Below are 26942 nucleotides of genomic sequence, written 5' to 3' on the forward strand. Positions count from 1 at the left end.
AGGCTCGCGAATCGTGCTGACCATTCCGCAGCCGCTCGTGCCCGACGACGACGGCAGCGCCGACGCCGCCGTGGCCTCCGCGCTCTCCGCGTTCCAGGCCGGTACGGCGTCCGCCGCCGACGTGCTCCCGGCGATCAGCCAGGCCCGGCTTCTCGTGCCCGTGGTGGCGCTGCTCACCGAGTCCGAGATCGGCGGCCACGGGCTGAGGCAGGAGAAGGAAAGCGAGATGGCGCTGCCGAAGCTCGTCGGCAAGGACGGGCGGGAGGCGGTCCTCGCGTTCACCAGTACTGAGGCGCTGAAGATGTGGCGTCCGGACGCGCGGCCCATCCAGGCCGGCGGCCCGCAGGTGTGCCATGCCGCGCGGCAGGAGGGGACGGCGGCCGTGGTGATCGACGTCGCCGGGCCGATCCCGTTCGTGATCGAGGGTGGCATGCTGCAGGCTCTGGCCGCGATCGAGGACGTCAAGCGCGACCCGTCGGCCCTGGACGGTCTCGCCGACGCGGTGCCCGGCATCACCGTCACCAAGATCGGCGAAGCGGCGCCGCGCCGCCGCTGGTTCCGGCGCGGGCGCGCCTCGTAGTTCTTCCTCGTTCTTCCTCGACCCGGCGCGGAGACCGCCGCGCGGGTTAGGGTCGCGGCGTGCCCCTCGCCGTCCTCGCCGCCTGCCTGCTCGGGCTGGCCGCCGGAGCGTTCGCCCGGGTTCTCGCCGACGGCTTCGGCGAGGGTTCCGGTGCTCCCCGCCGCGAGGCGCGCGCCGCCGTCGCCCGGGCGGCGCGCATCCCTCCTCTTCCCCGCCGGCCGTACGTCGTGGAGGGGGTGACGGCGGCCGTCTTCGGGCTGCTGACCTGGCGGGCCGCGAGCCTGGCCGACCCTCTGGACGCGGGGGCGATCGTCCCGGTCGCCCTGACAGCGGCCCTGCTGTACGCGGCGGTCGCCGGCGTGACGCTCGGCCTGATCGACTGGCGGACCCGGCGGCTCCCTGACGCGATCACCCTGCCGTCGGTTCCCGTCCTGGCCGTCCTGCTCGCGCCCACCGGCCGCCTCGGCGCCGCACTGCTGTCGGGGCTCGCCCTCGCCGCGGCGTACGCCGTGCTGTGGTTCGTCCGGCCGGCGGCGCTGGGGCTGGGCGACGTGAAGCTCGCCGCGCTGGTCGGCATGGTGACCGGCGTGTTCGGGATGAACGCGGTGATCCTCGCCGCGGTCGGCGCGCACGTCCTGGGCGCCCTGTACGCGGCCGGGCTGCTGATCACGCGGAGGGCGACCCGGGCGAGCGAGTTCCCGTTCGGCCCCTTCATGCTTGGTGCCGCGCTGCTCGCGGTCGTACTTCCGGTCGGGTAGACGCGCGCCCAGGTCACCGTTCCGCGCGGGGCGCGGAACGGAATCGCCGTCTCGCCTGGTGAGAGGGAGGGACGTCGCACTGCGAGACACATGGAAGACTTGTCATCATGCTGCGCTGGTTGACCGCCGGGGAGTCTCATGGCCCCGAACTCGTCGCGATCCTTGAAGGCCTGCCCGCCGGGGTGGAGGTGACCACGGCCGAGCTGGACGAGGCGCTGCGCCGCCGCCGTCTCGGTTACGGCCGCGGGGCGCGGATGAAGTTCGAGCAGGACGTGGTGTCCGTGGTCGGCGGCGTCCGGCACGGCCGCACGCTCGGCTCGCCGGTCGCGGTGCGGATCGGCAACACGGAGTGGCCCAAGTGGGAGACCGTGATGGCCGCCGACCCGGTGGACCCCGCGCTGCTTGAGGGCCAGGCGCGCAACGCGCCGAGGTCGCGCCCCCGGCCGGGCCACGCCGACCTCGCCGGCATGCAGAAGTACGGTTTCGACGACGCCCGTCCGGTGCTCGACCGGGCCAGCGCGCGGGAGACCGCCGCCCGCGTCGCGCTCGGCCAGGTCGCCCGGAACTTCCTCAAGCAGGCGCTCGGCGTCGAGATCGTCAGCCACGTCGTCTCCATCGGCGGCGCGGCCGCGCCCGAGGGCGTGATCCCCGAGCCGAAGGACCTCGCCGCCGTCGACGAGGACCCGGTGCGCTGCTTCGACCCGGCCGCGAGCGCGGCCATGGTCGCCGAGATCGACAAGGCGCACAAGGACGGCGACACGCTGGGCGGCGTCGTCGAGGTCGTCGCGTACGGCCTGCCGCCGGGCATCGGCGGTTACGGCCAGTGGGACCGGCGGCTGGACTCCCGGCTCGCCGGCGCGCTCATGGGCATCCAGGCGATCAAGGGCGTCGCCGTCGGCGACGGGTTCGAGACGGCCCGCCGTCCCGGTTCCCGCGCCCACGACGAGATCGTCAACACGCCGGACGGCGTGCGCCGGGTCACCAACCGGGCCGGCGGCATCGAGGGCGGCATGACCAACGGCGAGCCGCTGCGGGTCAGCGCCGCGATGAAGCCGATCTCCACGGTGCCGCGCGCGCTCGCCACGGTCGACGTGCGCACCGGCGAGGCAGCCAAGGCGCATCACGAGCGGTCGGACGTGTGCGCGGTGCCCGCCGCCGCCATCGTCGCCGAGGCGATGGTCGCCCTGGTGCTCGCCGACGCGGCCCTGGAGAAGTTCGGCGGCGACTCGGTGGAGGAGGTCGCCCGGAACCTCTCCGGCTACCTCTCCTCTCTGATCATCAAGTAGCCGCTCCCGACGACGGAGGGACGGCTCCCCGACATCTGCGTACGTCCGGCCGGAACGGGCCGGGGAAGGCTCGATAGGGTTCGTCACCATGGAATCGGCAGAAGAGCGGCGGCCCGCCGCGGTCCTCATCGGGCCGCCGGGATCAGGCAAGAGCACGGTCGGCACTCTGCTGGCCGAGCACCTCGGGGTCGGCTTCCGCGACACGGACGCCGACGTCGAGGCGGTCGCGGGCAAGTCGGTGAGCGACGTGTTCGTCGAAGACGGCGAGGAGCGGTTCCGCGAGCTGGAGGCGGCGGCCGTACGGGCCGCGCTGGAGGAGCATGACGGCGTGCTGTCGCTGGGCGGCGGCGCGATCCTCGACCCGGCCACCCAGGAGGCGCTGGCCGGGCACCGGGTCGTCTACCTGCAGGTGAAGCTCGACCAGGCGGTCAAGCGGGTCGGTCTCGCCTCGGCCCGCCCGCTGCTCGTGCTGAACCCGCGCAGCCAGCTCAGGAGGCTGATGGAGGAGCGCCGCCCGATCTACGAGCGGCTGGCCCGGGTGACCGTGGCCACGGACGAGCGTGAGCCCGCCGACATCGTCGCGGAGATCGAGAAGGAACTCGGATGAGCGCCGTCCGCACCCTGAGCGAGTCACGCCCGGGTGAGGTGGCCTCATGACCCCCACCCGCATCACCGTCCGGGGCGACAGCCCGTACGACGTCGTCGTGGGCACCGGCATCCTGGGCGAGCTGTCCGGGCTGCTCGGCGCCGCGGTGCGCACGGTCGCGGTGATTCACCCGGCGAGCCTGCCCGAGATCTCCCGCCCGGTCTGCGGCGCGCTGGAGGCGGCCGGGCTCGAGGTCGTCTCGCTGCCCGTGCCCGACGGCGAGCAGGCCAAGTCCGTCCACGTCGCCGCCGAGCTGTGGTCGGCGCTCGGCCGGTACGGCGTGACCAGGTCCGACGCGGTCGTCGGCGTGGGCGGGGGAGCGACCACCGACCTGGCCGGCTTCGTCGCGGCCACCTGGCTGCGCGGCATCCAGGTCGTGCAGGTCCCCACCACGCTCCTGGCCATGGTCGACGCGGCCGTCGGCGGCAAGACCGGCATCAACACGCCCGAGGGCAAGAACCTGGTCGGCTCGTTCCACCCGCCGAGGGGCGTCCTGTGCGACCTCGCCACGCTGGTCACCGTGCCGCGCGCGGACTACGTCGCGGGGCTCGCCGAGATCATCAAGGGTGGTTTCATCGCCGACCCGGTGATCTTGGACCTCATCGAGGACGACCCCGCCGGGGCGTGCACGCCCGAGGGCCGGCACACCCGCGAGCTGATCGAGCGCAAGGTCCAGGTCAAGGCCGACGTGGTCGGGGTCGACCTGCGTGAGAGCGGCCTCAGGGAGATCCTCAACTACGGTCACACGCTGGCCCACGCCATCGAGCGGGTCGAGGACTACCGCATCCGGCACGGCGAGGCCGTCGCCATCGGCCTGGTGTACGCCGCGGAGCTGTCCCGGCTCGACGGCCGGATCGGCGGCGAGATCGTCGAGCGGACCCGGTCCCTCCTCACCTCGGTCGGTCTTCCCACGGCGTACCGGAGGGAGGCGTGGCCCGCGCTGCGCGACCACATGCGGGTGGACAAGAAGAGCCGGGGCGCCCGGCTGCGCTTCGTGGTGCTGGACGGGCTGGCCCAGCCGTCCCGGCTGGAGGATCCGGCCGAGGAACTGCTGGAGGCCGCCTACCACGAGGTCGCCCGGTGAGTCCCGTCCGTCTTTCCGGCCGTCTTTCCGGGGCCGGCCGTCCCGGCTTCCCCGACTCCGGCTCGCATGTGAAGGCGGTGCGCCGATGAGGCCCGTGCTGGTTCTGAACGGTCCCAACCTGGGACGCCTGGGAAGTCGCGAGCCGGACGTGTACGGCGCGCAGACCCTGGAGGACCTGGCCGCGCTCTGCCGGGAGACCGGCCGCGAGCTGGGGCTGTCCGTCGAGGTCCGGCAGACCGACGACGAGGCGGAGCTCATCGGGTGGATCCACGAGGCGGCGGACAGCAAGATCCCGGTCGTGCTGAACCCCGCCGCGTTCACGCACTACTCGTACGCGCTGCGCGACGCCATCGCGCAGCGGACCGCGCCGCTGGTGGAGGTGCACATCTCCAACCCGAACGCGCGGGAGGAGTTCCGTCACACCTCGGTCGTCGCGGCCGTCGCCACCGGCACGATCGCCGGTTTCGGCATGCGCTCGTACGTGCTCGCCCTGCACGCGATCGCCGAACTGCCGTCCTGAGCCGCCCCCGCGTTTCGCCCGCGTGACCGGCATGGGGAAAACTAGACGAAAGCTCGGTTGATTCGCGGCGTCTCGCGGCGCGGACGGCAGGGGCCGTCGAGGAAGGGCAGACAAGAGGGGGTTGGCGTGGCCTACACGTCGTACGTGGCCGTCGGGGACAGCTTCACCGAGGGGCTCAACGATCCCCCGATCCACGCGACGGGCGTGGACCCCGGGCAGGCCGAGCGGTTCCGCGGCTGGGCCGACCGTGTGGCCGAGCACCTCGGGCGGCTGCAGCCGGGCTTCCGCTACGCCAACCTGGCGATCCGGGGGAAGGTCCTGGACCAGATCATCGCGGAGCAGGTCCCGCTCGCCATGGAGATGCAGCCCGACCTCATCAGCTTCTGCGCCGGAGGCAACGACCTGCTCCGCCCGGGCAGCGACCCCGACCGGATGGCCAAGAAGCTCGCCGCGGCCGTACGCGATCTGCGGAGCACCGGAGCGGACGTGCTGCTGTTCACAGGGGTGGACCCGCGTGACACGCCCATCATGCGGCGGGCGCGGGGCACGTTCGCCACGTTCTACCTGCACGTCCGCTCCATCGCTGACCTGTACGGCTGCCACCTGGTGGACCAGTGGTCGATGCAGGGGCTGCGTGACTGGCGGGCGTGGAGCGACGACCGGCTGCACATGAACGAGCACGGCCATCGGATGGTCGCGGCGAAGGTCCTCGACGTGCTCGGCGTCCCGTCCGAGGACACGTGGCGTACGGCGTGGCCGCCGCGTGAGGACGTCGATCCGCGGGCGAAGCGTCGTGAGGACGCCCAGTGGGTGCGCGAGCACCTCGTCCCGTGGATCGGCCGGCGGCTCACCGGACGGTCGTCCGGTGACGGTCTCGCCGCCAAGCGCCCTGATCTGGCGCCGCTGGACTCCACCGGTTCGTGACGCCGTGCGGCCGCCGGCTCGGAGCGGGTGAACTACGCGACCGGCCACCACGAGGAGCGGCTCGCCGAGGCCGAGGCCTGCTCAAGGCCTGCTCAAGGTGCCGGTCGGCCTGACCCGTGCCGGGGCCGCGCGCACCGGGCCGGGGCACGATCACCGTTGACGTGGCGCCGGTCGGCCTGACCCATGCCGGAGAGATTCGCGCTGGAGGTCGCGGGGAGAGCGCTCTATCGTGTGATCATGCGGCTCCGTGATATCCACATTTATCCCCTTAAGTCGGCTTCTGGTGTGCCGGTGGACGCGGCGACCATCGAGCCGTGGGGCCTCGACGGAGATCGCCGATGGGCCGTCATCGGCGACGACGGTGACAACCTCTGGCTGGGTGAGTTCCCGCGCATGCTCTCCGTCACGGCGCGCAACCTCCAGGACGGCGGTCTCCACCTGGCCGCGCCCGGCCTGCCCGAGCTGGTGGTGCCGCCCGCGACCGGCCCCCGCGTCCCCGTGGGCTTCACGGGGCTGGACCACGCGGTGGCCGCCGACGCGGCGGCGCACGCCTGGTTCTCCACCCTGCTCGGCCTGCCGGCCCGCCTCGTGTGGCTGGACGACCCCCGGCGCCGCGCCGTCCCTCCCGCGCACGGCGGGCTGCCCGGCGAGGTGGTCAGCTTCGCGTGGGACGCGCCCCTGCTGCTGACGTCGGCGTCGTCCCTCCGGCGGCTCGACGAGTGGATCGCCGCCGGGGCGGCGGAACACGGCGAGGAGCCCTCCGGACCCCTGTCCATGGTCCGCTTCCGGCCCAACGTGGTCGTCGAGGGCGCCGGGCCGTACGAGGAGGACGGCTGGGCCGAGGTCCGCATCGGCGAGGTCGACTTCCGGGTGTCGGAGAGGTGTGACCGCTGTGCCGTCACCACGATCGACCCGGACACCTGGGTGAAGGGGAAGGAGCCGATCCGCACCCTGGCCCGGCACCGCAGGTGGGACGGCAAGACCTGGTTCGGCGTTCGCCTGGTCCCGCGCGCGCCGGGGAAGATCGCCGTCGGCGACCCGGTCACCGTCCTGTCGCGCGCCTCGTCCGCCTGAACCGGGCGGGCCGCCCGCGCTTCACAGGCACCGGCCCGGCGGACGCGGCAGGGCGGCCGGGGCTCAGGAGGCGGAGAGGCGGCGCAGCGCGTCGCGCACCTTCGCCGGGTCGCTGGTCCGCCAGAACGGCGGCAGCGAGCCCAGCAGGAAGCCGGCGTAGCGGGCGGTGGCCAGCCGCGGATCGAGGACCGCGACCACACCCCGGTCGGTCATCGACCGCAGCAGCCGCCCCGCGCCCTGGGCGAGGAGCAGCGCGGCGTGCGTGGCGGCGACGCTCATGAAGCCGTTCCCGCCCTTGGCGGCGACGTGGCGCTGCCGGGCCGAGGCGAGCGGATCGTCGGGACGCGGGAACGGGATCCGGTCGATGATCACGAGGGTGAGCGAGGGGCCGGGGACGTCCACGCCCTGCCACAGCGACAGCGTGCCGAAAAGGCAGGTCGCCGGATCGGCCGAGAACTGCTTCACCAGCAGCGACGTGGAGTCGTCGCCCTGGCAGAGCAGCGGCACGTCCAGCCGCTCGCGCAGCGCCTCGGTGGCGGCCTTGGCGGCCCGCATCGAGGAGAACAACCCCAGGGTGCGCCCGCCCGCCGCCTCGATCAGCTCGGTGATCTCGTCGAGGTACGCCTCGGGCAGGCCGTCGCGGCCCGGCTGCGGCAGATGCTTGGCGACGTAGAGGATGCCGCTGCGCGGGTGGTCGAACGGCGAGCCGACGTCGAGGCCGGTCCAGTCGTCGCTGAGGCCCCACTGCCGGGCCATGCCGTCGAACGAGCCGCCGAGGGCCAGCGTGGCGCTGGTGAGGATCACGGTCCGGTCGCCGAACAACTTGTCGCGGAGCATCCCGCCGACCGACAGCGGGGCCACCCGGAGCGTCGGCGGCACCCGGCCGTGCCCGGCGTCCAGCCAGACAACCTCGGCGCGGTCGGCCTCGGACTCGACGCCGAACGCGTCGAGCATGCGTTGCGCGGTGTCGTGGACCTCGTCCAGCGCGGTGAACGCCGCCTTGCGCGCGCCCGCGTTCTCCGGGTCGTCCTTGTCCTTGTTGCGCGGGCCGAGGGCGGTGATGCAGCCGAACGCCGCGTCCCGCACGAGCGCGAGGGTGAGGCCGAGGGACTGGGGGAGGTCGTCGACCCGCCCCGGCGGGGCCGCCGTGAGCAGCGCGCCGAGATCCTCGCCGGCCTCCTTGAGCCGGTCGGCCACGCCCTGCTCGAGCAGCCTGCCCGACCGGCGGACCGCGAGCCCGACGCTGCTCTCGGAGAGCTCGTCGGTGACCACGGAGGTCACCCGGTCGACCAGCTCGTGCGCCTCGTCCACCACCACCACGTCGTGCTCGGGCAGGATGGCGAAGTCCTCCATGGCGTCGATCGCGAGCAGCGCGTGGTTGGTGACCACGACGTCCGCCTCGCCCGCCCGCTGCCGGGCCAGCTCGGCGAAGCACTCGGCGCCGCTCGGGCACCGCTGCGCCCCCAGGCACTCCTTGGCGTTGACGGAGAACTGCCGCCAGGCGAGATCGCTGACGCCGGGGACCAGCTCGTCCCGGTCGCCGGTCTCGGTCTCGTTCGCCCACTCCTGGATCCGCTGGACCATCCGCCCGGTGGCGCTCACCTCGCGCGGGTCGAAGAGCTGGTCCTCCTCGTCGTCCGGCATGCCGGCGGACGCCTTGTACTGGCAGAGGTAGTTGCGCCGCCCCTTGAGGATCGCGAAGTCGGGCTTGTGCGGCAGGTGCGGCTCCAGCGTCTCCGCCAGCCGGGGGAGGTCGCGATCGACGAGCTGGCGTTGCAGCGCGATCGTGGCGGTCGAGACCACGATCGCGTCGCCGGTCTCCATGGCGTGCCTGATCGCGGGGACGAGATAGGCGAGCGACTTGCCGGTGCCCGTGCCCGCCTGGACGGCCAGATGCCGCTCGCTCTCGACCGCCTCCTGTACGGCGCATGCCATCGTCACCTGACCAGGCCGCTCGGCGCCTCCGAGGCCGGTCACCGCCACGGTGAGCAGCTTGTCGACAGGGGGCAGCGCGATCTTGGAGTCACTGGATGGCACGGGAGAACGGTACCCGCTGTCGCCGACATTCGTTGCTCCGCGTCATGCCCGGCGGCCCGATTCCGGGGGCTCCACGTCCGTGTCCCGAAGGGCCGTTTCGCCGCGTCCCGGCCGCGTCCCGGCCGCATCCCGGCCACATCCCGGCGTCTCCTCCGGGGACTTCTGACAGCTCCGGTAATCGCTCCTGTGCCGGCTTCTGTGACGGGGCCGCCACATCCCGGCGTTCCCGGTTCGGCGGAGCGGGGCGCGTGGCACACTTGCGGGCGAGCCCCACACGGTCAAGTAACGATCTACCCGGTACGGGGCCAAGGGCTCCGAAACGGGCCCGGAACAGGCGTTACTGTAGGGATTCCCGTGGTCGAGTGGACGGATAAGGGCAGGTAAAGGCACTATGTCCTCCATGTCGGAAGTTGTCCCACTGCCATCGTTCGGTGAGGTGTTCTTCGACGCCCGTGGTCAGGACCGCGTGCTCAGGGTCACCTGGCATGAGGGAACGCTGGTTCTCAGCCTCTGGCGGGGCGAGATGTGCACCGCCAGTTTCCGCATGCCCATGGCCGACGTCGGGCGTCTCATCGACACCCTGGACGACGGCTTCACCGAGGCCGGCGGCCAATACGACGAAGAGCCCGGAACCGGTCCGCTGCCGCAGGTCAACACGGGCGAGTACCCCGGCACCGGCCAGTACCAGCGGCCGCAGCTCCCTGACCAGGGATACCCGCCACAGCAGGGGCAGGAGGGGTACGGCGCGGCCGACCAGGGCGCGGCGCCGTACCAGCAGGAGCCCCAGGCCCCCGCGTACGCGCAGGCCGGGCCGGACGGCGGCTACGGCCAGGCGGACGACGGTTACGCCCAGCAGGACGGCGGCTACGGATACGCCGACGGGGGCTACGGGCACCCCGACGGCGGGTACGGGCGCGCGGACGCGGGTTACGACCAGCAGCAGCCCGAGGGCGGCTACCCCGACAACGGCTACGGCCAGCAGGACGGCGGATACCCGCAGGCCGGGCCGGACTACGGGCGCCCCGGTCCCGAATACGGCCAGCCGGAGCCGGACTACGGCCGCCAGGGCGGCGAGTACGGCCAGCCCGAGCCCGACTACGGCCGTCCCGAGTACGGCCAGCCGGAACCGGACTACGGCAAGCAGCCGCCGTACCAGCAGGAGCCCGCTCCGGCCGCGGTCGGTCCGAACGACGTGCTCGTGGCGCGGGGCAATCCCGGCCGCGACCGGCGTGCGGCCGCACCGACCGACAGCGTTCCGAGAGAGAACCTGATCGTGGGCGACTCCCTGCCCTACGACCCCACCCCGCCGGGATACGGCCAGTACGACACGGGCCAGTACGACACGGCCCACTACGAGACCGGCAGGTATGAGCCGCCGGGCCAGTACGACCGGGACCAGAACGAGACCGGCAGGTATGAGCCGCCGGGCCAATACGACCGGGACCAGAACGAGACCGGCAGGTATGAGCGACCGGGCCAGTACGACCCGCAGCCCCGGTCCGGGGACCCCTCCGGCGGCGGGTACGAGCCGGGGGAGCCGGTGTACCAGTTCCCCTCGCCGGTCCCGGGCCGTCCGGCCTACCGGTTCGATCCCGAGCCCTACCCGCAGCAGGGACAGCCGCAGCAGGGCCAGCAGCAGCCCCAGCCGGGCCAGCCGCAGGCCGCACCGTCCACCGGTGTGGACCCGAACGACCCGCTCGGCCTGGGCACCCCGGCGTCGCGCCAGACCGACCCGTCGCTGACCCGGCCCTACGTCCAGGACCCGATGTACAGCACCGGCGAGCGGACGCGCCCCGAGCCGCGGGACGAGCGCGACTGGTGACGGGGACCGCCCGGCGTCCGTGACGACCACGCGAGTACGCTCGACGGTTGATGGACATCTCGACGGTCGCCGGGCTGGTCCTGCTGGCCGTCGGCGCGCTCGTGGTCGCCGGGACCGCCAGGAGACGGGACCTGTCGGCTCCCTTGCTGCTGGTGATCGTCGGACTGGTCCTGTCGTACGTGCCGGGCGTGCCCGAATACCGGCTCAACCCCGACGTCGTCCTGCTGGTCTTCCTCCCGCCCCTGCTGTACTCGGCGGCGCTGGACAGCTCCTATCTGCGGCTGCGGGACACGGCGCGCGCGGTGGGCCTGCTCTCGGTGGGGCTGGTGCTGTTCACCACCGTCGTGATCGGCATGGTCGCGCACCTGATGATCCCGAGGCTGCCGCTCGCGGCCGCCTTCGCGCTCGGGGCGATCGTGGCGCCGCCGGACGCGGTCGCCGCGGTCGCCATCGGCCGCCGGCTCGGCCTGCCGCGGCGGCCGCTCACCATCCTGATCGGTGAGAGCCTGTTCAACGACGCCACCGCCCTCACCGCGTTCCGCGTGGCGGTCGGCGCCGTGGTCGGCACGGGCGTCGGCCTGGTCCAGGCGGGCGGGAAGTTCCTCTACGCCGCCGGTGCCGGGGTGGCCATCGGGCTCGCCATCGCGTACGCGGCCGGGCTGGTGCTGCGCCGGTTCACCGACGCGCTCGTCACCAACGGGTTGTCGCTGCTCCTGCCGTATGTCGCGTACCTGGCCGGGGAACTGGTGCACGCCTCCGGCGTGATCGCCGTGGTGATCGTGGGCCTGTATCTCGGCTATCGGATGAGCCACTATTCCTATGGGACCCGGCTGCTGTCCAACGCGGTCTGGCAGGTGGCCGACTTCATCCTGGAGTCGATCGTCTTCATCCTCATCGGCCTGCAGTTCCGGCCGATCGTGCTCGGGCTGAAGGGGGAGAGCCCCGCCCGGTTCGTAACGTACGCGCTGGTCCTGCTGCTGGTGGCGGTGGTGGCGCGGGTCGTGTGGATGATCCCCTCGACGTACGTGCCGCGGATCCTGTCCAAGAGGATCAGGCGACGCGAACCCGTCCGGCCGCCCTGGCGGCACGTGGTGGTCCTGAGCTGGGCGGGGATGCGGGGCGTGGTCTCGCTCGCCGCCGCGTTCGCCCTGCCGCAGGATTTTCCCGAGCGCGATCTGCTGCTGTTCGTGACGTTCGTCATCGTCATCGGCACGCTGGTCGTCCAGGGGCTGTCCTTCCCCTGGCTGATCAGGAAGCTGGGCGTGTCCAACGAGCGCGAGCGCTACCAGGACGACCTGCACGAGGCCGCCGCGCAGCAGGCCGCCGCCGACGCCGCGCTGGCCCGGCTGGACGAGATGCTCGCGGAGAGCGTCCTGGACGTCCACGAGGAGGTCGTCGAGGTGCTGCGTGCCCGGACCGAGCGCAGGGCGTTGCACGCCTGGGAGCGGCTGGGCGGCGGCACCGGACCGGAGGGGGAGGAGACGCCGGCGTCGCTCTACCGGCGGCTGCGCCGCGAGATGATCGACACGGAGCGAGACGTGATCATCCGGCTTCGCGACGAGCGCCGCATCGATGACGAGGTGCTGCGGCGGATGATGCAGGAGCTCGACTTCGAGGAGGCCACGCTCGTCCGCGACTGATCACGGACGGGTGACCGCCGGGCCCGCCACCAGGAGGTCAGGCGAGGCCGTCGTGCGCGTCCATCAGGTTGTCGAGGTAGCACCAGCGCCAGTTCTCGCCGGGCTCGAACGAGACGATCACCGGGTGTCCGGTCTCCCGGAAGTGCGCGGTGGCGTGCCGTCCGGGGGAGGAGTCGCAGCATCCGATGTGCCCGCAGCGCAGGCACTTGCGCAGGTGGACCCAGCGCGTCCCCGTGGCGAGGCACTCGGCGCAGCCCTCGGGCGTCACCGGCGCCGGGGAGTCGGCGCCCTCCAGGTGTTCACACGTCGCCATTGGTTCCCCCGATCTCTCCGCGCCCGCCGGTCGCCGGGCCTGTCCTGTCACCGCGGCCGTCCCGGGTCTCCGGTTCCCGGTCTCGCCGCGCGTCACCGGACACGGCCCGGGAAGGTCACTCGGGGCGGTGCGCTCCTCATGCCTGCCAAGGATCTCGGTTTTCCGGGGATATCCCCATCGATCCTGGTGATTTCCTGGGAAAGGCCGGGTCATGATCCCGGGCGTCGATGTCGATCACACCTGTAGCGGTGTTCCTCGTTTCCGGCATTCCATCATAACTAAGGGGAAATGTCGCAAAATATTCTTAGGTTCATGGATGGGCATGAACCGGATCCGCGATTTACGCTGGCCAACGAGCGGACGTTCCTCACCTGGCTCAGCACCTCGCTCGCGATGAGCGCGGGCGGCATCGCGATGGCGGCGGTCCCCTCCCACATCTTCGTGGACTGGATCAAAACCCTGCTCGCCGTCGTGCTCGTGGTGCTGTCCGCCGTGACCGCCGTCATGGCCTACCCCCGTTGGAGGCGCGTTCAGCGGGCGCTGCGCCGTCAGGACCCGCTGCCGCCGCCCGCCCTCGCGCCGCTCTTCGGGTACGGCGTGGCCGGGGTGGCGGTCATCGCCCTCGTGCTGATCGTGCTGGCATGACGGACACCGAGGCGGGCGCCGACCCGACCCTGGTGAGCTGGGACCCGGGCCTCCCGAACGAGCGCACCCGGCTGGCGTGGGTCCGCACCGCCGTCGCCCTGTGCTCGCTCTCCCTCGTCGCCACGGGCGTCACCGTACGGCACGGCATGGGAGGGGTCGCGCTCGCCGCCTTCTCCTTCGGCGCACTCTGCGGCACCGCGCTGCTGGCCCGGGTCGGCGCCCGTTTCCTCCGGTTGCAGCGGGCGCTGCACCTGGGGCATCCGCTGAACTTCATGACCGACGCGCTGCTCGCGTGGTGGGGCGTCCTGGCGGTCGTGGCGGGCGCCGCGATCTTCGTGCTCTCGGTGTGAGCGCGGCGCCCGCGACCCGGCGGCGCGGGAGTCAGTCGGCGGCCATGGCGATGGTCTCGGTGACCTCCTCGTGGCGCTCGGCCTCCTCGCGGGTGAACCGCTCCGCGTCGATCTTGTCCGCGATCTCCTCGTCCTGCTTCATCAGCGCCTCGAGGTTCTGCCTCGCCATCTCCAGGACGCCCATGTCGGCGTAGGCCTGCTGCAGGCGCGGGCTCCACAGGCCGATGTCCTTGACGCACGGCACGATCCGGCTGAACAGCAGCGAGCGGAACAGGCGCATGTAGTCCGACTCGTCGACGTGGCCCATCGCCTCGTCGACCTCCTGCTTGGACAGGTCGAGGGCCTCCCACGTCTCGCGCCCGCGCAGCCGGTCGCGCATCAGGTAGCAGCCCTCGATGACGAAGTCCTCGCGCTCACGCCGTTCGGTCTCCGAGAGGTTCTTGTAGTAGTCGCGCAGCGCCATCCGGCCGAACGCGACGTGCCGCGCCTCGTCCTGCATCACGTACGCGAGGATCTGCTTGGGCAGCGGCTTGGTGGTGATGTCGCGCATCACGCCGAACGCGGCCAGGGCGAGGCCCTCGATCAGCACCTGCATGCCGAGGTAGGGCATGTCCCAGCGGGAGTCGCTCAGCGTGCTGTCCAGCAGGGCCTTCAGGTGTTCGTTGATCGGGTAGGCCAGCCCGACCTTCTCCTTCAGGAAGCGGGCGTAGGTCTCGGCGTGCCGTGCCTCGTCCATCGTCTGCGTCGCGGCGTAGAACTTCGAGTCCAGGTCGGGGACCGACTCCACGATGCGGGCCGAGCAGATCATCGCCCCCTGCTCGCCGTGCAGGAACTGGGAGAACTGCCAGGCCGCGCCGTGCAGCCGGACCTCTTGGCGCTGCTTCTCGCCCATCCGCTCCCACAGGGGAGTCCCGTAGATCGCGATCGTGTTGTCGGGTACGCCGAGCACGTTGTACGGGTCGACCTCGATGTCCCAGTCGATGCGCTTGACCGAGTCCCACTGCTTGTCCTTGCCCTTTTGGTAAAGGGCGAGCATCCGATCCCGGCCGTCGTCATATTCCCAGGTAAACCGGGCCGATCCGGCCATCTCCACATCCCATGTGGAGAGTTCGGCGGGGATGGTGTAAAGCTCGTGGGTCGACACATTGACCTCCCGTCTACGTACACCGTACGTCCCGACCGTGTCACGTACGCTGTACGTCGTCAATGGTCTGGGGGAGAATCGCTGCCATGTCGACCCTGAACCGGGCGAGGATCGTCGCCGCCGCCGTGGGACTCATCGAGCGCGAGGGCGCGGACGCGGTCTCCATGCGCCGGATCGCGGCCGAGCTCGGGGTCGGCGTCATGTCCCTCTACAACCACGTGCCGAACAAGTCCGCCCTGCTGGACGGCGTGGCCGAGGCGGTGCTCTCGGAGATCGAGTTCACCGACGACCCATCCGCCCACTGGGGCGAGCGCGTCCGGATCCAGGCCAGGGCCTTCCGTCAGATCGCCCACCACTACCCGCGCTGCACGATGGTGGTGGTGAGCCGCCAGCTCCGCTCCCCGGCCGGGATGATCCCGGCCGAGCGCGCCCTGGCCACGCTGCGCGAGGCCGGGTTCGACGGCGAGGAGGCGGTGCGGATGCTGCGCATGTTCATCGCCTACATCGTCGGCTCGCTGCTCCGCGAGGTCGGGGTGACGCCCACGTTCGCGCCCGATCGGCCGGACGTGCCGGTGGGCGTGGCCGACCCCGCCCTCTTCCCCGAGTTGCACGCCCGCGCCTCGGAGCTCACCGCCTGCGACCACGAGGCGGAGTTCGAGTTCGGGCTGGAGCTCCTCGTGCAGGCCATGGCCGTACGGCTCGGCGAGCGCGGGCTGACCGGACACTCTTGACACACTTTCGACAAGGGCCCGGCAGGAGCGACGAGGCGGGAGCTCGGGCCGGACAGCGGCGGTGAGGGCGGGGAGAGCGCCCGAGCCGCGGCCCCGGGCGCTTCCCAAGGAGTGGTCCCTTCCCCTGGTCACTCCTTGATGTCACGGATTCCATCGCACCCTCACGACGTTTCATCGCGCGTCGTGGGGCTCCGTCGCGTGGAACTCGCTAGTACCAGTTGTGGGACTGGAAGTGTCCCCATGCCCCGCACGGCGAGCCGTACCGGGTCCTGATGTATTTCAGCCCCCATCTGATCTGGGTCAGCGGATTGAACCGCCAGTCGACGCCGGTTCCGCTCATCTTGTTGCCGGGCAACGCCTGCGGGATCCCGTACGCACCGGAAGACGGGTTCTCCGCCCGGTGGTTCCAGCCGCTCTCCCTCGTCCACAGGCTGTCCAGGCACTGGAACTGGGGCGCCGCGGGTTGCCGCCCGCGGGTGCTCGGCCACGACCGCCGGGCCACCAGCCGAAAGGCGTACGCCTTGTTGAGGACCGCCGGCGCCGCCACGCTCACCTTGGGCTTGACGGCCTTGGCGCTGGTCCTCCAGACGGCGGTGTGAACTGCTGTTATTCCGCTGACGGAGGTGGCGTACGCCGGGCGCTCCGCGACCTCGACGGATCCTGTCACCGCGGGTCCCGCGGCCGCGCTCTCCGCCGTGGATCCCCTCGTGGCTGTCGCCTCCGCGGACGTCTCCGCGGGAGCCTGAGCCATGGTTGCCGCCTCCGCGGACGTCTCCGCGGGGGCCTGCACCCTGGCTGTCACCTCCACGGGCGTCTCCATGAGGGCCCGCACCGAGGCGGCGGAGGTCTGCCCGGTCTTCCCGGTCCGCCGCTTGGTCTGCTCGGCGCTCGCGGCGGTGCCGCTTGCCATGCCTCCGACCACCGAGACCGCGATCACGGCGACCGCCGTTTTGCGGATCAGAACTCGGTGGCTGACTCTGTTGCTGTCCAATTCGGTCCTTGTCGTCGGGTCGCGTGCGGAACGCGGGGCGCACGTGTGCGCCCCGTCCGGCGGTTCATCACCCATGGCGTGGGCACGACCGTCCGCTCGGCCTCACCGGATCCAACGTGCACTCCCGGGCAGGCGCCGCGACGGGCTCTTCAGCCGGATTGAAGTAGGAGTTCCGGCCCGATCCGGTGAACTGCGACACGCTGGAGGAAGTTGTTTGCCGCCCGCCCGACGACTTCTGGAGCTCCCAAGAGGACCCGCTGGTCATGCGGTCGCGGACGTGGGGACGGCGGTTCCGCAAGTTTGGCCGTGGCTTGGGGTTTGCCCCTCGCACCCGCTCTGACCAGCGCGTCCGTCGCTCATTCGACCGTGGCGTGACGGTGCGCGGGCGGAACTTTTACCCGCTTCCGTCGCGTCTCGTCGAACGGTGTTCTGGTGCCGTCCTGGGCGACGCGACGGGGCAAAGATTGCCGGCAGGGCAGTAGGTAAAGTCGGCGCCATGAGCATTCTTGAGATCCCGGTGCGGACCCTGGACGGGACGCAGACCACCCTCGGCGGCCTCCTCGGCGGCCGGGCGGCCCTGGTCGTCAACGTGGCGTCGAAGTGCGGGCTGACCCCGCAGTACGCCGGCCTGGCGCGCCTCCAGGAGACCTACGGCGGGCGCGGCTTCACGGTGGTGGGCGTGCCCTGCAACCAGTTCATGGGCCAGGAGCCCGGCTCGGCGGAGGAGATCCAGGAGTTCTGCTCCACCACGTACGGCGTGGACTTCCCGCTGCTGGAGAAGATCGAGGTCAACGGCGACGGCAGGCACTCGCTGTACGCGTCGCTGACCCAGACGCCCGACGCGGAGGGCGCCGCGGGCGACATCCAGTGGAACTTCGAGAAGTTCCTGGTGGACGGCGCGGGCGAGGTGGTCGCGCGGTTCCGGCCGCGCACCGAGCCCGAGGCGTCCGAGGTCGTCGCGGCGATCGACAAGACCCTCTCCGCCTGACCCCGGCGGCCCCCGGCTCGCCGGGGGCACCGTCGTTCAGGTCATGGCCGGTCGGCCTGGAGGAAGCGCAGCAGCCGGTCGAGCGGCCAGGCGTTGATCACCTGATCGGCGGTGAGCCAGCCGCGCTGCGCGGTGGCCACGCCGTACCGCATGTTGGCCAGATGGGGTACGGCGTGCGCGTCGCTGTCGACGGCGAAGAGGACGCCCTTGCCCGACGCCCGCCTGACCAGGTCGGCGGGCAGGTCGAGACGCTCGGGAAAGGCGTCGATCTCCAGCGCCGTGCCGGTGCGGGCGCAGGCGGTGAACACCGTGTCCCAGTCGGCGTCCACCGGCTCCCGCCTGCCGATCACGCGGGCCGTCGGATGGCCGATGATCTTTATGTGCGGGTTCTCGCAGGCCCGCAGCAACCGCCGGGTCGTCTCCTCGCGCGGCTGGGTGAAGTGGGAGTGCAAGGAGGCCACGCACAGATCGAATCCGGCCAGGAACTCCGGCGGCCAGTCGACATCCCCCTCCGGGTCGATGTTGAGCTCGGTGCCGTGCAGCAGCCGCATCCCGCCGTACGCGCCGTCCAGCTTCCGCACCTGCTCGCGCTGGGCCAGGGCCTTCTCGTCGGTCATCCGCTGCATGTAGAGCTCGGGCGCGTGGTCGGTGATCGCGAAGTAGGCGTATCCGCGCTCCGCCGCCGCGGCGGCCATCTCCTCCAGTGACGCCAGCCCGTCGGTCAGGTTCGTGTGCGTGTGCAGGTCACCGCGGAGGTCCGTCTCGGCCACGATCCGCGGAAGCTCACCGCGCAGTGCCGCCTCGATCTCGCCGCTGTCCTCGCGCAGCGTCGGCGGGATCCACGGCAGCCCGAGCATGCCGTACACGTCCGCCTCGTCGGTGGACGCGATCTTCTCCCCGGTCGTGACGTCGAACAGGCCGTACTCGGACAGCTTGAGCTTCTTGTGGACGGCGATCTCCCGCGTCCGGATGTTGTGCGCCTTGGAGCCGGTGAAGTACTGCAGGGCCGCGCCCCAGGAGTCGGCGGGCACGACCCGCAGGTCCACCTGGAGGCCGGCGACGGTGCGGACCGAGGTCTTGGTGTCTCCGTGCGCGATCACCTCGCCGGTCGTGGGGAGCCGGGTGAACGCGTCCATGAGCGCCGCCGGCTCGCGTGCGGTGGCGAGGACGTCGATGTCGCCGATGGTGTCCTTCATCCGGCGGAGCGACCCGGCGTACACGCATCGTTCGCATCCCGGCACCCGGAGCAGCGCCGCGACGATCTCCTCCGCGGCGCTCATCCCGACGCCGAGATCCACCCGTTCGCCCGCCTTGTGCATCACTTCGATGCCGTGCAGAAGGTTTTCCTCGGTCTTGGCGCCGAAACCGTGCAGATCGTGCAGCAGGCCCGCCCTGATCGCCCCCTCAAGGGACTCGATCGAGTCGATGCCCAGCTCGTGGTAGAGCATCACGGCCTTCTTCGGGCCGAGCGAGGGAACCACCGTGAGCCTGCGGACGCCTGCCGGGATCTTGCCGCGCAGCTCCTCGAGCTGGTGGATCGCCCCGGTACGCAGGAACTCGTCGATCTTCGCCGCGATCGACGTGCCCACGTTGGGGATCCGGCGCAGCTCGCCGGCGTCCATCTTGGCGATGTCGCCGGCGTAACCGCCGACCGATCGGGCCGCCTTCTCGTACACCCTCGCCTTGAAGGCGTCGCCGCCCGTGATGGCGATGAGGTCCGCGTACTCCTGCAGCAGGTTCGCGACCTGGTCATTCGAACGTTCCACGGCTGACACTCCCGCCGGGGTTCGACCTGGCTTCTCTCCAGCATCGATCGCCGGGAGTGAGGGGAGATAGGGCTGAAGGTCCCGGATGAGACGGCGCCCCGGAGCCGCGGGTTTCTCGTCGAAACAACAGGGCGCCGATGACGGCCCCTACCGGCGCGGCCTCCTGGGGCCGCAGCTCGCCCGGACGACCAGCTCGGACGGCAGCACGACCTCGCGCGGCCTGCGCCCCTGTCGCAGGACCAGCTCGGCCGAGCGGTACCCGATGTCCTGGGCCGGCTGCGCGATGACCGTGAGCGGGGGAGAGCACAGCTCGGCCCAGGGCACGTCGTCGAACATGATCAGCGAGACGTCGCGCGGCACGCGCACGTCCAGCTCCCGGGCGGCCAGCACCGCCGCCTCGCCCAGGATGTTGCCGCCGGTCAGTACGGCGGTGACGTCGGGGTGGCGCTGCAGCAGGCCCGCCGCGGCGGCGTAGGCCGAGTCGCGGCTCGCCCGCGCGTGGACGACGAGCTCGTCCTCCACGGGCACGCCGAGCGCCGTGAGCGCGCCGGCGAAGGCCGCCACCCGCTGGGACTGGCCGCGCCGGGCCAGGAACGCGATCTTCCGGTGGCCGAGGCCGGTCAGGTACTCCACCGCCGTGCGCACCCCGTCGCGGTCGTCGGCGAGCACGGCCGGCACGTCCGGTAGGTCGAGGTCGGTCCGCCGGCTCGCGAAGACGACGTTCACCCCGGCCCGGAGCACGGGGTCCCACACCTCGCCGTCGCCGGACGGCACCGCTATCACGCGGTCCATGCTCTGCTCGATGAGCGTGCCGATCAGCTCGCTCTCCCGCTCGGGGTCGTCGCCGGTGACGCCGACCGTGACCGGCTCGCCGTACGAGCGGGCGCAGGACAGCACGCCGTCGGCGAGGCGGGCGTAGAAGCTGTCGGTGATGTCGGGGACGAGCAGGCCGATGCCCCCCGTGTGCCGCCGGCGCAGGTTCCGGCCGAGCGCGCTCGGGTGGTAGTCGAGCCGCGCCGCCGTGGCCAGCACCTTCTCCCGCGTCCCGGCGCTCGCCGATCCGCCCGACAGCACCCGCGAGACGGTCGCGACGCCCACACCGGCCGCCTCCGCCACGTCCTTGATCGTCGTACGCCGCTGTCCCGAGCTGTTCATGGAAACGATTCCAGCATATTTCCATGATTATCGCGAATCTCGGAACGGTAACAAGCCCCGTATGACAAGCAGATTGGGTTGACACGTCCTGATCTGTCCGCTGAGATTCATGAAAACGTATCCACTTCCTGTGGTTATCCCCCAGGAGAAAGCCCGGCCCGCATCGGGGGGACCCGCGACTGCAGGACAGGGCGGAATCGTCAGGAAGCGACGAAGGACTGAGATGGCTTCTATCGTTCTGAACGGCGTGGACAAGATCTACGCGGGCGGCGTCAAGGCTGTGGACGGCCTCAACCTGGAGATCAGGGACGGCGAGTTCATGGTGCTGGTCGGCCCCTCCGGCTGCGGCAAGTCCACCGCGCTGCGCATGATCGCCGGCCTGGAGGACATCAGCGGCGGTGAGATCGTCATCGGCGACCGCGTGGTCAACCACCTGCCGCCGAAGGACCGCGACATCGCGATGGTCTTCCAGAACTACGCGCTCTACCCCCACATGACGGTCGAGGAGAACCTCGCCTTCGGCCTCAAGCTCCGCAAGATGCCCAAGGCCGAGATCGCCAAGCGCGTCAACGACGCCGCCAAGATGCTGGGCCTGGAGCAGTACCTCAAGCGCAAGCCGGCCGCGCTCTCCGGCGGTCAGCGCCAGCGTGTCGCCATGGGCCGCGCCATCGTCCGCGAGCCCCAGGCCTTCCTGATGGACGAGCCGCTGTCCAACCTGGACGCCAAGCTCCGCGTCTCGATGCGCGCCTCGCTGAACCAGCTCCACGAGCGCCTCGGCGTGACCACCGTCTACGTCACCCACGACCAGGTCGAGGCCATGACGCTGGGCCACCGGGTCTGCGTCCTGCGCGACGGCCTGCTCCAGCAGGTCGACACCCCGCAGAACCTGTTCGACAACCCGGTCAACCTGTTCGTCGCCGGCTTCATGGGCTCGCCGTCGATGAACTTCACCTACGCCGAGCTGGTCCGGGACGGCAGCGGCGCGGCCGTCGCGTTCGCCGGGTACAAGCTCCCGGTCCCGGACTCCACCTTCACCGAGAAGCCGGGCCTGGACAGCTACATCGGCAAGAAGACCATCCTCGGCATCCGCCCGTCCGACTTCGAGGACGCGAGCGCCGCGAACGGCAACGCCGCCGGTTGGGCCCGCATCCCGGTCCGCGCCAACGTGACCGAGGAGCTGGGCTCGGAGATCAACGTGCTGTTCACGATCGACGCCCCGCCGGTCGAGCACAAGGACACCGTGGCCGCCCAGAACGACGGCGACGAGGAGGAGACGGCGACCCTGCCGCTGGCCGGCGACAAGTCGCTGTGGACCGCCCGCGTCAACGCCCGCAGCCACGTCCGCCCGGGCCAGAACGTCGAACTGGTCGTCGACACCCACAACCTGCACTTCTTCGACGTCGACTCCGGCCTTGCCATCGGGCACGAGGCCAACGTCGGCCGCTGAGCCGTACGGCTCGCCTTCCCGGGGCCCTCGCCGCCTTCCCCCTCCTGCGGCGAGGGCCCTTCGGCGTCTCCGGGCGCCGTAGGCTCACCGGGGCCGGTCGATCGGCGTCGGGTTCACGCGTTCACCGGGGTTTTGACGTCCGAGAGGTAGCCGAAGGCCGCCTTTCGGCGATGGCTCCGGGGCGCTTTCGGGGCGGTGCGTAGACGGGCACCCGTTGTGAGAGCGTGACGAGGACGAGTGCCGCGATGACGGCGGCCGGCACCGTGACGATCGGCGAGATCCAGCGCACCGCCGTCCCCATGCCGAGCATCCCGCTCGCTCCGGCGACCGAGGCGAGCAGCAGCGCCGTCAGCCTGGGGCCGAATCCCAGCCGGCGCAGCCGGTGGGACAGGTGGTCCGCCTTTCTCCGGAACACCGGGTGGCCCGTCCTCAGCCGCGACAGCGTCACCACCCCGGTGTCGACGACGGCGACGAAGGCGGGAAGCAGCAACCCGGCCGTCGCCGCGCCCGTTCCGTCACCGGTGATCAACAGGGTCGCCAGGCAGGCGGTGGTGAATCCGATGAACAGCGATCCCGCGTCCCCCATGAACACCTTCGCCGGCGCCCAGTTGTGCGGGAGGAAGCCGAAGCAGGAGGCCGCCAGGGTGACCAGGAGCAGTCCCGCCCCGTACTCGCCGCGGGCGAACGCCGTCACGGCGAGGGGGGTGGCACCCGCCAGCGCGACGGCGCCGAGAGCGCCGTCCACGTTGTCGAGCCGCGCGAAGGAGTTGGTGACGATGACGATCCACACGACGGTGATCGGCACGTCGAGCCAGGTCCCGGTGATCGACGCCTCGACGCCGCCGAGCGCGACCCCGGTCGCCGTCACGCATTCGACCGCCAGTCGCGTCGCCTTGGGCAGCGGCGAGATGTCGTCGACGAGGCCGAGCAGGGCGATCGCGATCCCGCCTATCACGACGACGGCCGTGCGTGGATCGGAGAAACCGAGCAGCCCGAGCGCCGGCACGACCGTTCCCAGCATGATCGCGATGCCGCCGAGCCGGGGCACGGGCCGAACGCGCGTCCGGTAGCCCTCCGGCCGGTCGGTGATGCCCCAGCGCAGCGCCAGGCGCCCCAGCGCGTGGGTGCCACCGCCGGCCAGCAGGAACGCGACCGCCCCCGCGCCCGCGACGGTGACGCCGTTCACCGCTGCGACGCCTCGGCTTTCTCGAACCACTCCACGGTCAGGCGCAGCCCCTCCTCCAGCGGCACCGGCCGTACGCCGGGGAACAGGTCGAGCAGCAGCCGGGGTGACGCCTGCGACTCGCGGACGTCGCCGACGCGCGGCGGCAGGAACGCCACCTCGACCGGGTGGCCGAGCACCGCCGCGATGGCGTCCTTCAGGGACAGCAGCGAGATCCGCGTCCCGTACGCGAGGTTGACCGGGGTGTCGCTGCCCACCCGGCGGACGACCGCGTCGGCGAGCACCTGCGCCACCGTGCCGACGTAGGTGAAGTCGCGCGCCTGCGTGCCGTCCCCGTGGACGGGCAGCGGCTCGCCGGCGAGCGCGGCGGACACGAACGCGGGGACGACCGCAGTGTGCGGGTGCCCGGTGGGCTGCATGGGGCCGTACACGTTGAAGAAGCGGAACGGCAGCACCCGAAGGCCGAAGCTCTCCGCGAACGCCAGGGCGTAGGCCTCCGTGGCGAGCTTGGTGACGCCGTGCGGGCTGAGCGGCCGGGTGGCCAGGTTCTCGTGCTTGTACGGCTCGGAGCCGTTCCCGTAGACGCACGACGAGGACGCGAGGATCACATGCGGCCTGGTGGCCCGGCAGGCGTCCAGGACGTGGAGCGTGCCCGTCGCGTTGACCGTGTGCGAGGCCAGCGGATCGAGCAGCGACCTCGGCGCCGAGGGCATCGCGGCAAGGTGCACGACCGTGGTCACGGACGGGACGAGTTCCGCCAGCAGCCCCCCGTCCAGGATGCTGCCGGTCACCAGGTCCACCCCGATGCCCTCGACGTTCCGCCGGTCTCCGGTGCTGAGATCGTCGAGCACTGTGACGCCCTCGACCTCGGGCCGGTTGACGAGCGCGCGGCACAGGTTCGCGCCGATGAAACCGGCGCCGCCCGTCACGAGGATCCTCATGTGTTGGTTCCCTCCGGTGTAAGGCGGTGCCGGGAGGCGCCGCGAAGTGATCGGTACAGGGCCTCGGTGTCGGCGACGAGACGTTCGACGCCGAAGGCGCCCGTCGTCCAGTCGCGGGCCGTCGCGCCCATCCGGGCGGCCGCGCCGGGATCGGACAGCAGCCGTACGACGTGTGCGGCGAGCGCGCCGGCGTCGGGGGCGGCCAGCAGCCCGGTGTGGCCGTCGCGCACCACCTCCGCGACGCTGCCGACACGGGTGGCGACGACCGGGGTCCCGGCCATGCCCGCCTCCACGAGCGTGAGCGGCGTGCCTTCGTTGTCGGAGGTCAGCAGCACGACGTCGGCCGCCGCGTAGACGGTCTCGACATCCTTCCGCCAGCCCAGCAGGCGGAAGGAGTCGCGGGCGGGGGCGATGCCGTGCTTCACCTCCTCGCGCAGGTCGCCGTCGCCGCACATGACGAACCGGCAGCCGGGAACGCGGGCGAGCACCGCGCCCGCCGCGTCGAGGAACCGGTCGGGCCGTTTGACCCGGGTGAGCCGGCCGATGTAGGCGACCACCGGCGCGTCCAAGGGCAGCCCCAGCTCCGCGCGGGCCTTCTCCCGGCTCGGCACCGGGCCGAGCCGTACGCCGGGCGGGATGACGACGTACTGCTCCGGGCGGCCGATCCCGGCGGCGAGCAGCTCGTCGCGGACCTGGGCGCCGCCGGTCACCAGCTGGTCCGTCACGGAGGCGAGCGCTCGCTCCGCCCGCACGTAGAGGCCAAGCTTGACGGGGGAGAAGTACCCGTGCAGCAGGTGGCCGTGGAAGACGTGCACCCGCGCCGCCCCCACGCCCGACAGGCGTGCCGCCGTACGGCCGATGGCGCCGGCCTTGGTCGTACGCGTGTGCACGATGTGCGGACGGAACCGTCGCATGGCGCTGACCAGCCGGAAGAGGGCGCGGAGGTCGTCGGCGGGATTGATCGACCGGCCCAGACCGCGCACCCGGTGCACCCGTATGGACGTGTCGCGCAGGCGCAGATGGTCGCCCTCGTCGCCCTCGAGATAGCCGGTGTAAAGACGGTGGTCGAATTCCTCCGGGTTCAACCCCTCCGACAGTCCCAACACCTGCGTGGCAGGGCCGCCGACATTCATCCGGGCGATGATTTCCATGACACGAATCCGGCTGCCCGTCTTCATCGGACTCCTTGCTGCCAAGCATGCTTCATCCCGGAGAAGCTAACTTGGCCGCGAGGCTTCCCAACGGTGCGCTCACTGTGGCGGCGCAGAGTTTCCGAATTCGGTACCCGGACATGATCCGGCGCTCGTTCTTCCGTGAGCCCGGCAGGGGTGGGCCGACCAGGGCATAGGCGCACGATCGACCTCGCCTCCCACGACTCCGGCAAGACACGGAGCGGGCGCGAATTCGTGCTGCGAAGAACGCTGCCGCACCTTTCGGATCGGCACGTCCTCGTCATGGACGAAATCCAGGACAATCTGGCATTCCGTGAATACGCCGAGAAGCAGCTTCTCTTCCGCGATTTCGAATATGAGGGAAAGTGCGTCGGGGTGACGAGGCCGGGTCTGTCGAGTGCGGAGCGGAACTCTCCCTGATCCGCCTCCCGGCCGTGAAGTGGGGCCTCAGGCCGCCGGCGCCTGTTGCTCGGCCGCACGGGTCGTCCGCTGAACGAGCTGGTGGCGTTGTGCCCAGCGGACGGCAAGTGGCGCCGTCAGGCCCGTCACGGCGAACAGCGCCCCTATGACGTACCATCCGGGGCGGCCCCAGGTGATGCAGAGCGCGATGAGCAGGCCCGGCCCAAGGGCCTCGGCCAGGCCGGCGCCCAGGCCGAACACGCCCAGGTACTGGCCGGTGGCGTGCTTCGGGGCGAGGGCGAAGGACACCTCGAAGCCTGCGGCGGAGTGCCACAGCTCACCGAGCGTATGGATCACCACCGCAATCATGAGCAGGGCGGCGGCAGCCCATGCCGGTATCCCCGCGGACAGCGAAATCAGCGAACAGGCGGCAAGGAAGGCCACGCCCGCCCGACGGTAGGCGCGTCCGCCCGCCGCGGGGGAATCGATGTCGCGGCTGGCTCGCACCTGAAACACGATGACGATGACGGTGTTGATGACCATGGTGCCCGAAACGAGCCAGCGCGGTGCGGTGGTGGCCTCGACCAGCCAGAGTGGCACGGCCACGGTGAGCACCTTGAACTGGACGGCCATGAGGCCGTCGAGCGCGGTGATCAGCAGATAGGGCCGGTCCCGTAGGGCGATCCAGCGGGGGCCGCTGCCGGTGGGCTCGGGCGTGACCGGCGGCAGGATGACCAGGATCGCCGCGGAAGCGGCGAAGGCGATCGCGTTGCCGATGACCAGGAGCTGGTAGGCGGGGAGGCTGCCGACCTGGACGGCCCAGCCTGCCAGCGCGGCGCCGAGGGAGACGCCGACGTTGGTCACGGCACGGAGATAGGCACGGAATTCCTGCGGCCGGTCCCCTCCGTAGTGCCTGATGAGCGGACTACGCGCGGCCAGTCCGGCCGCCTTCGCCCCGGTGGCCACGCCCACCACGACGACGAACGGCCAAAAGCTGTCCGCCAGCACGAAGCCGGCCGTTGCCAGCGCCTGGATGAGAAGGGTGGTCGCGTAGACGCCGCGTGCTCCGTGCTTGTCCGCGAGATGGCCCACAGCGATGCCTGCGGCCAGTGAGACGACACCGGCGATGCCGAGTCCGAGCCCCACCTGGGCCGCCGGAAGGCGCACCGCCTGGGTGAAGTACAGCACCCCGGCAGTCAGGTAGAGGCCGCTGCCGACCGTGTAGACGAAGTTGGAAGCGGCGATGACGCGCTGTGGTCCAGCGTCCGGCAGCAGCTGAGGCATTGCGGCAACTCCGCGTCCTGATCGGGCAGTAAGGACGAGCCTCAGCTTGTTGCATATAGGTC

At 71.4% G+C, this 26942-nt stretch carries 25 protein-coding genes; 15 read left to right on the forward strand and 10 right to left on the reverse strand.

Annotated elements, in window-relative coordinates; genetic code table 11:
- Nucleotides 1-13 precede the first annotated feature (13 nt).
- The 8 genes from ACQP1V_RS12955 to ACQP1V_RS12990 all read left to right on the forward strand — a co-directional run bounded on the left by ACQP1V_RS12955 (nucleotide 14) and on the right by ACQP1V_RS12990 (nucleotide 6872).
- Nucleotides 14-580: an SseB family protein gene (locus ACQP1V_RS12955; RefSeq protein ID WP_067142392.1), complete on the forward strand. Its 567-nt coding sequence runs from the start codon at nucleotides 14-16 to the stop codon at nucleotides 578-580.
- Between the two features lie 59 nt (nucleotides 581-639).
- Complete coding sequence (locus tag ACQP1V_RS12960; RefSeq protein WP_433422391.1) at nucleotides 640-1338, forward strand: prepilin peptidase; 699 nt, start codon at nucleotides 640-642, stop codon at nucleotides 1336-1338.
- A 107-nt stretch (nucleotides 1339-1445) separates the two neighbouring features.
- Nucleotides 1446-2624, forward strand: a complete 1179-nt coding sequence (gene aroC / locus ACQP1V_RS12965) for a chorismate synthase (protein ID WP_067142386.1) — start codon at nucleotides 1446-1448, stop codon at nucleotides 2622-2624.
- Nucleotides 2625-2712: 88 nt separating this feature from the next.
- Entirely contained in the window at nucleotides 2713-3231 is a 519-nt protein-coding gene (locus ACQP1V_RS12970; protein WP_067142384.1) for a shikimate kinase, read from the forward strand.
- 46 nt (nucleotides 3232-3277) lie between these two features.
- Nucleotides 3278-4354, forward strand: coding sequence for a 3-dehydroquinate synthase (aroB, locus tag ACQP1V_RS12975; RefSeq protein ID WP_433422395.1), 1077 nt, complete (start codon nucleotides 3278-3280; stop codon nucleotides 4352-4354).
- 85 nt (nucleotides 4355-4439) lie between these two features.
- Complete coding sequence (gene aroQ, locus ACQP1V_RS12980; protein WP_067142378.1) at nucleotides 4440-4874, forward strand: type II 3-dehydroquinate dehydratase; 435 nt, start codon at nucleotides 4440-4442, stop codon at nucleotides 4872-4874.
- Between the two features lie 126 nt (nucleotides 4875-5000).
- Nucleotides 5001-5798, forward strand: coding sequence for an SGNH/GDSL hydrolase family protein (locus ACQP1V_RS12985; RefSeq protein ID WP_433422398.1), 798 nt, complete (start codon nucleotides 5001-5003; stop codon nucleotides 5796-5798).
- 237 nt (nucleotides 5799-6035) lie between these two features.
- A complete protein-coding gene (locus ACQP1V_RS12990) occupies nucleotides 6036-6872 on the forward strand; it encodes an MOSC domain-containing protein (protein WP_433422400.1) in 837 nt (278 codons plus the stop codon).
- 63 nt (nucleotides 6873-6935) lie between these two features.
- On the opposite strand, the gene ACQP1V_RS12995 is transcribed toward ACQP1V_RS12990, so the two are convergent.
- The gene (locus ACQP1V_RS12995) at nucleotides 6936-8909 is read right to left on the reverse strand and encodes an ATP-dependent DNA helicase (protein WP_067142372.1); all 1974 of its coding nucleotides are present in this window, start codon (nucleotides 8907-8909) and stop codon (nucleotides 6936-6938) included.
- A gap of 400 nt (nucleotides 8910-9309) precedes the next feature.
- Between ACQP1V_RS12995 and ACQP1V_RS13000 the strand changes: the two genes are divergently transcribed.
- Both ACQP1V_RS13000 and ACQP1V_RS13005 read left to right on the forward strand, forming a co-directional pair.
- Nucleotides 9310-10731: a hypothetical protein gene (locus ACQP1V_RS13000; RefSeq protein ID WP_433422403.1), complete on the forward strand. Its 1422-nt coding sequence runs from the start codon at nucleotides 9310-9312 to the stop codon at nucleotides 10729-10731.
- Between the two features lie 50 nt (nucleotides 10732-10781).
- Nucleotides 10782-12371, forward strand: coding sequence for a Na+/H+ antiporter (locus ACQP1V_RS13005; RefSeq protein WP_433422406.1), 1590 nt, complete (start codon nucleotides 10782-10784; stop codon nucleotides 12369-12371).
- Nucleotides 12372-12408: 37 nt separating this feature from the next.
- On the opposite strand, the gene ACQP1V_RS13010 is transcribed toward ACQP1V_RS13005, so the two are convergent.
- Complete coding sequence (locus ACQP1V_RS13010) at nucleotides 12409-12684, reverse strand: ubiquitin carboxyl-terminal hydrolase 14 (RefSeq protein WP_387415294.1); 276 nt, start codon at nucleotides 12682-12684, stop codon at nucleotides 12409-12411.
- 312 nt (nucleotides 12685-12996) lie between these two features.
- On the opposite strand from ACQP1V_RS13010, the gene ACQP1V_RS13015 reads away from it, so the two are divergent.
- The gene (locus ACQP1V_RS13015; protein ID WP_084259669.1) at nucleotides 12997-13329 is read left to right on the forward strand and encodes a YidH family protein; all 333 of its coding nucleotides are present in this window, start codon (nucleotides 12997-12999) and stop codon (nucleotides 13327-13329) included.
- A complete protein-coding gene (locus tag ACQP1V_RS13020) occupies nucleotides 13326-13679 on the forward strand; it encodes a DUF202 domain-containing protein (RefSeq protein ID WP_387415292.1) in 354 nt (117 codons plus the stop codon). The genes ACQP1V_RS13015 and ACQP1V_RS13020 overlap by 4 nt, the downstream gene beginning before the upstream one ends.
- A 31-nt stretch (nucleotides 13680-13710) precedes the next feature.
- Here the strand turns inward: ACQP1V_RS13020 and ACQP1V_RS13025 are convergent, their stop codons facing one another.
- A complete protein-coding gene (locus ACQP1V_RS13025; RefSeq protein ID WP_433422410.1) occupies nucleotides 13711-14823 on the reverse strand; it encodes a ferritin-like domain-containing protein in 1113 nt (370 codons plus the stop codon).
- Between the two features lie 86 nt (nucleotides 14824-14909).
- Here ACQP1V_RS13025 and ACQP1V_RS13030 point away from each other — a divergent pair, with 86 nt between their 5' ends.
- Nucleotides 14910-15554, forward strand: a complete 645-nt coding sequence (locus tag ACQP1V_RS13030; RefSeq protein WP_433422413.1) for a TetR/AcrR family transcriptional regulator C-terminal domain-containing protein — start codon at nucleotides 14910-14912, stop codon at nucleotides 15552-15554.
- A 208-nt stretch (nucleotides 15555-15762) separates the two neighbouring features.
- On the opposite strand, the gene ACQP1V_RS13035 is transcribed toward ACQP1V_RS13030, so the two are convergent.
- Complete coding sequence (locus tag ACQP1V_RS13035) at nucleotides 15763-16545, reverse strand: hypothetical protein (protein ID WP_433422416.1); 783 nt, start codon at nucleotides 16543-16545, stop codon at nucleotides 15763-15765.
- Between the two features lie 496 nt (nucleotides 16546-17041).
- Between ACQP1V_RS13035 and ACQP1V_RS13040 the strand changes: the two genes are divergently transcribed.
- Nucleotides 17042-17533 carry a glutathione peroxidase gene (locus ACQP1V_RS13040; protein ID WP_433422419.1) on the forward strand — a complete coding sequence of 164 codons (492 nt, stop codon included), beginning with the start codon at nucleotides 17042-17044 and terminating at the stop codon, nucleotides 17531-17533.
- A gap of 41 nt (nucleotides 17534-17574) precedes the next feature.
- Here the strand turns inward: ACQP1V_RS13040 and polX are convergent, their stop codons facing one another.
- Together polX and ACQP1V_RS13050 are read right to left on the reverse strand one after the other, a co-directional pair.
- The gene (gene polX, locus ACQP1V_RS13045) at nucleotides 17575-19299 is read right to left on the reverse strand and encodes a DNA polymerase/3'-5' exonuclease PolX (protein ID WP_433422421.1); all 1725 of its coding nucleotides are present in this window, start codon (nucleotides 19297-19299) and stop codon (nucleotides 17575-17577) included.
- Between the two features lie 147 nt (nucleotides 19300-19446).
- Nucleotides 19447-20454 carry a LacI family DNA-binding transcriptional regulator gene (locus ACQP1V_RS13050; protein WP_433422424.1) on the reverse strand — a complete coding sequence of 336 codons (1008 nt, stop codon included), beginning with the start codon at nucleotides 20452-20454 and terminating at the stop codon, nucleotides 19447-19449.
- 223 nt (nucleotides 20455-20677) lie between these two features.
- Between ACQP1V_RS13050 and ACQP1V_RS13055 the strand changes: the two genes are divergently transcribed.
- On the forward strand, nucleotides 20678-21901 hold the full coding sequence (locus ACQP1V_RS13055) for an ABC transporter ATP-binding protein (RefSeq protein ID WP_433422427.1): 1224 nt from the start codon (nucleotides 20678-20680) through the stop codon (nucleotides 21899-21901).
- Between the two features lie 121 nt (nucleotides 21902-22022).
- On the opposite strand, the gene ACQP1V_RS13060 is transcribed toward ACQP1V_RS13055, so the two are convergent.
- The 4 genes from ACQP1V_RS13060 to ACQP1V_RS13075 form a co-directional block, all read right to left on the reverse strand.
- Nucleotides 22023-23087 (reverse strand): glycosyltransferase family 4 protein, encoded by a 1065-nt coding sequence (locus ACQP1V_RS13060; RefSeq protein WP_433422430.1) that lies wholly within the window; start codon nucleotides 23085-23087, stop codon nucleotides 22023-22025.
- Nucleotides 23084-24025 (reverse strand): NAD-dependent epimerase/dehydratase family protein, encoded by a 942-nt coding sequence (locus ACQP1V_RS13065; protein ID WP_433422433.1) that lies wholly within the window; start codon nucleotides 24023-24025, stop codon nucleotides 23084-23086. Before ACQP1V_RS13065 ends, ACQP1V_RS13060 begins: the two co-directional genes overlap by 4 nt.
- Nucleotides 24022-25203, reverse strand: a complete 1182-nt coding sequence (locus ACQP1V_RS13070) for a glycosyltransferase (RefSeq protein ID WP_387415272.1) — start codon at nucleotides 25201-25203, stop codon at nucleotides 24022-24024. Before ACQP1V_RS13070 ends, ACQP1V_RS13065 begins: the two co-directional genes overlap by 4 nt.
- Before the next feature lie 441 nt (nucleotides 25204-25644).
- On the reverse strand, nucleotides 25645-26880 hold the full coding sequence (locus ACQP1V_RS13075) for an MFS transporter (RefSeq protein ID WP_433422436.1): 1236 nt from the start codon (nucleotides 26878-26880) through the stop codon (nucleotides 25645-25647).
- Nucleotides 26881-26942: the final 62 nt, after the last annotated feature.

The organism is Microtetraspora malaysiensis, from assembly GCF_050947145.1.
In the GTDB taxonomy this organism is placed as follows: Bacteria; Actinomycetota; Actinomycetes; order Streptosporangiales; family Streptosporangiaceae; genus Microtetraspora_A; species Microtetraspora_A malaysiensis.

Coding starts and splice junctions, on each gene's coding strand:
- aroC (WP_067142386.1), top strand. CDS start 1,446: ATGCTGCGCTGGTTGACCGCCGGGGAGTCTCATGGCCCCGAACTCGTC.
- ACQP1V_RS12970 (WP_067142384.1), top strand. CDS start 2,713: ATGGAATCGGCAGAAGAGCGGCGGCCCGCCGCGGTCCTCATCGGGCCG.
- aroB (WP_433422395.1), top strand. CDS start 3,278: ATGACCCCCACCCGCATCACCGTCCGGGGCGACAGCCCGTACGACGTC.
- aroQ (WP_067142378.1), top strand. CDS start 4,440: ATGAGGCCCGTGCTGGTTCTGAACGGTCCCAACCTGGGACGCCTGGGA.
- ACQP1V_RS12990 (WP_433422400.1), top strand. CDS start 6,036: ATGCGGCTCCGTGATATCCACATTTATCCCCTTAAGTCGGCTTCTGGT.
- ACQP1V_RS13000 (WP_433422403.1), top strand. CDS start 9,310: ATGTCGGAAGTTGTCCCACTGCCATCGTTCGGTGAGGTGTTCTTCGAC.
- ACQP1V_RS13005 (WP_433422406.1), top strand. CDS start 10,782: ATGGACATCTCGACGGTCGCCGGGCTGGTCCTGCTGGCCGTCGGCGCG.
- ACQP1V_RS13010 (WP_387415294.1), bottom strand. CDS start 12,684: ATGGCGACGTGTGAACACCTGGAGGGCGCCGACTCCCCGGCGCCGGTG.
- ACQP1V_RS13015 (WP_084259669.1), top strand. CDS start 12,997: ATGGATGGGCATGAACCGGATCCGCGATTTACGCTGGCCAACGAGCGG.
- ACQP1V_RS13020 (WP_387415292.1), top strand. CDS start 13,326: ATGACGGACACCGAGGCGGGCGCCGACCCGACCCTGGTGAGCTGGGAC.
- ACQP1V_RS13030 (WP_433422413.1), top strand. CDS start 14,910: ATGTCGACCCTGAACCGGGCGAGGATCGTCGCCGCCGCCGTGGGACTC.
- ACQP1V_RS13040 (WP_433422419.1), top strand. CDS start 17,042: ATGAGCATTCTTGAGATCCCGGTGCGGACCCTGGACGGGACGCAGACC.
- ACQP1V_RS13050 (WP_433422424.1), bottom strand. CDS start 20,454: ATGAACAGCTCGGGACAGCGGCGTACGACGATCAAGGACGTGGCGGAG.
- ACQP1V_RS13055 (WP_433422427.1), top strand. CDS start 20,678: ATGGCTTCTATCGTTCTGAACGGCGTGGACAAGATCTACGCGGGCGGC.
- ACQP1V_RS13065 (WP_433422433.1), bottom strand. CDS start 24,025: ATGAGGATCCTCGTGACGGGCGGCGCCGGTTTCATCGGCGCGAACCTG.
- ACQP1V_RS13070 (WP_387415272.1), bottom strand. CDS start 25,203: ATGAAGACGGGCAGCCGGATTCGTGTCATGGAAATCATCGCCCGGATG.
- ACQP1V_RS13075 (WP_433422436.1), bottom strand. CDS start 26,880: ATGCCTCAGCTGCTGCCGGACGCTGGACCACAGCGCGTCATCGCCGCT.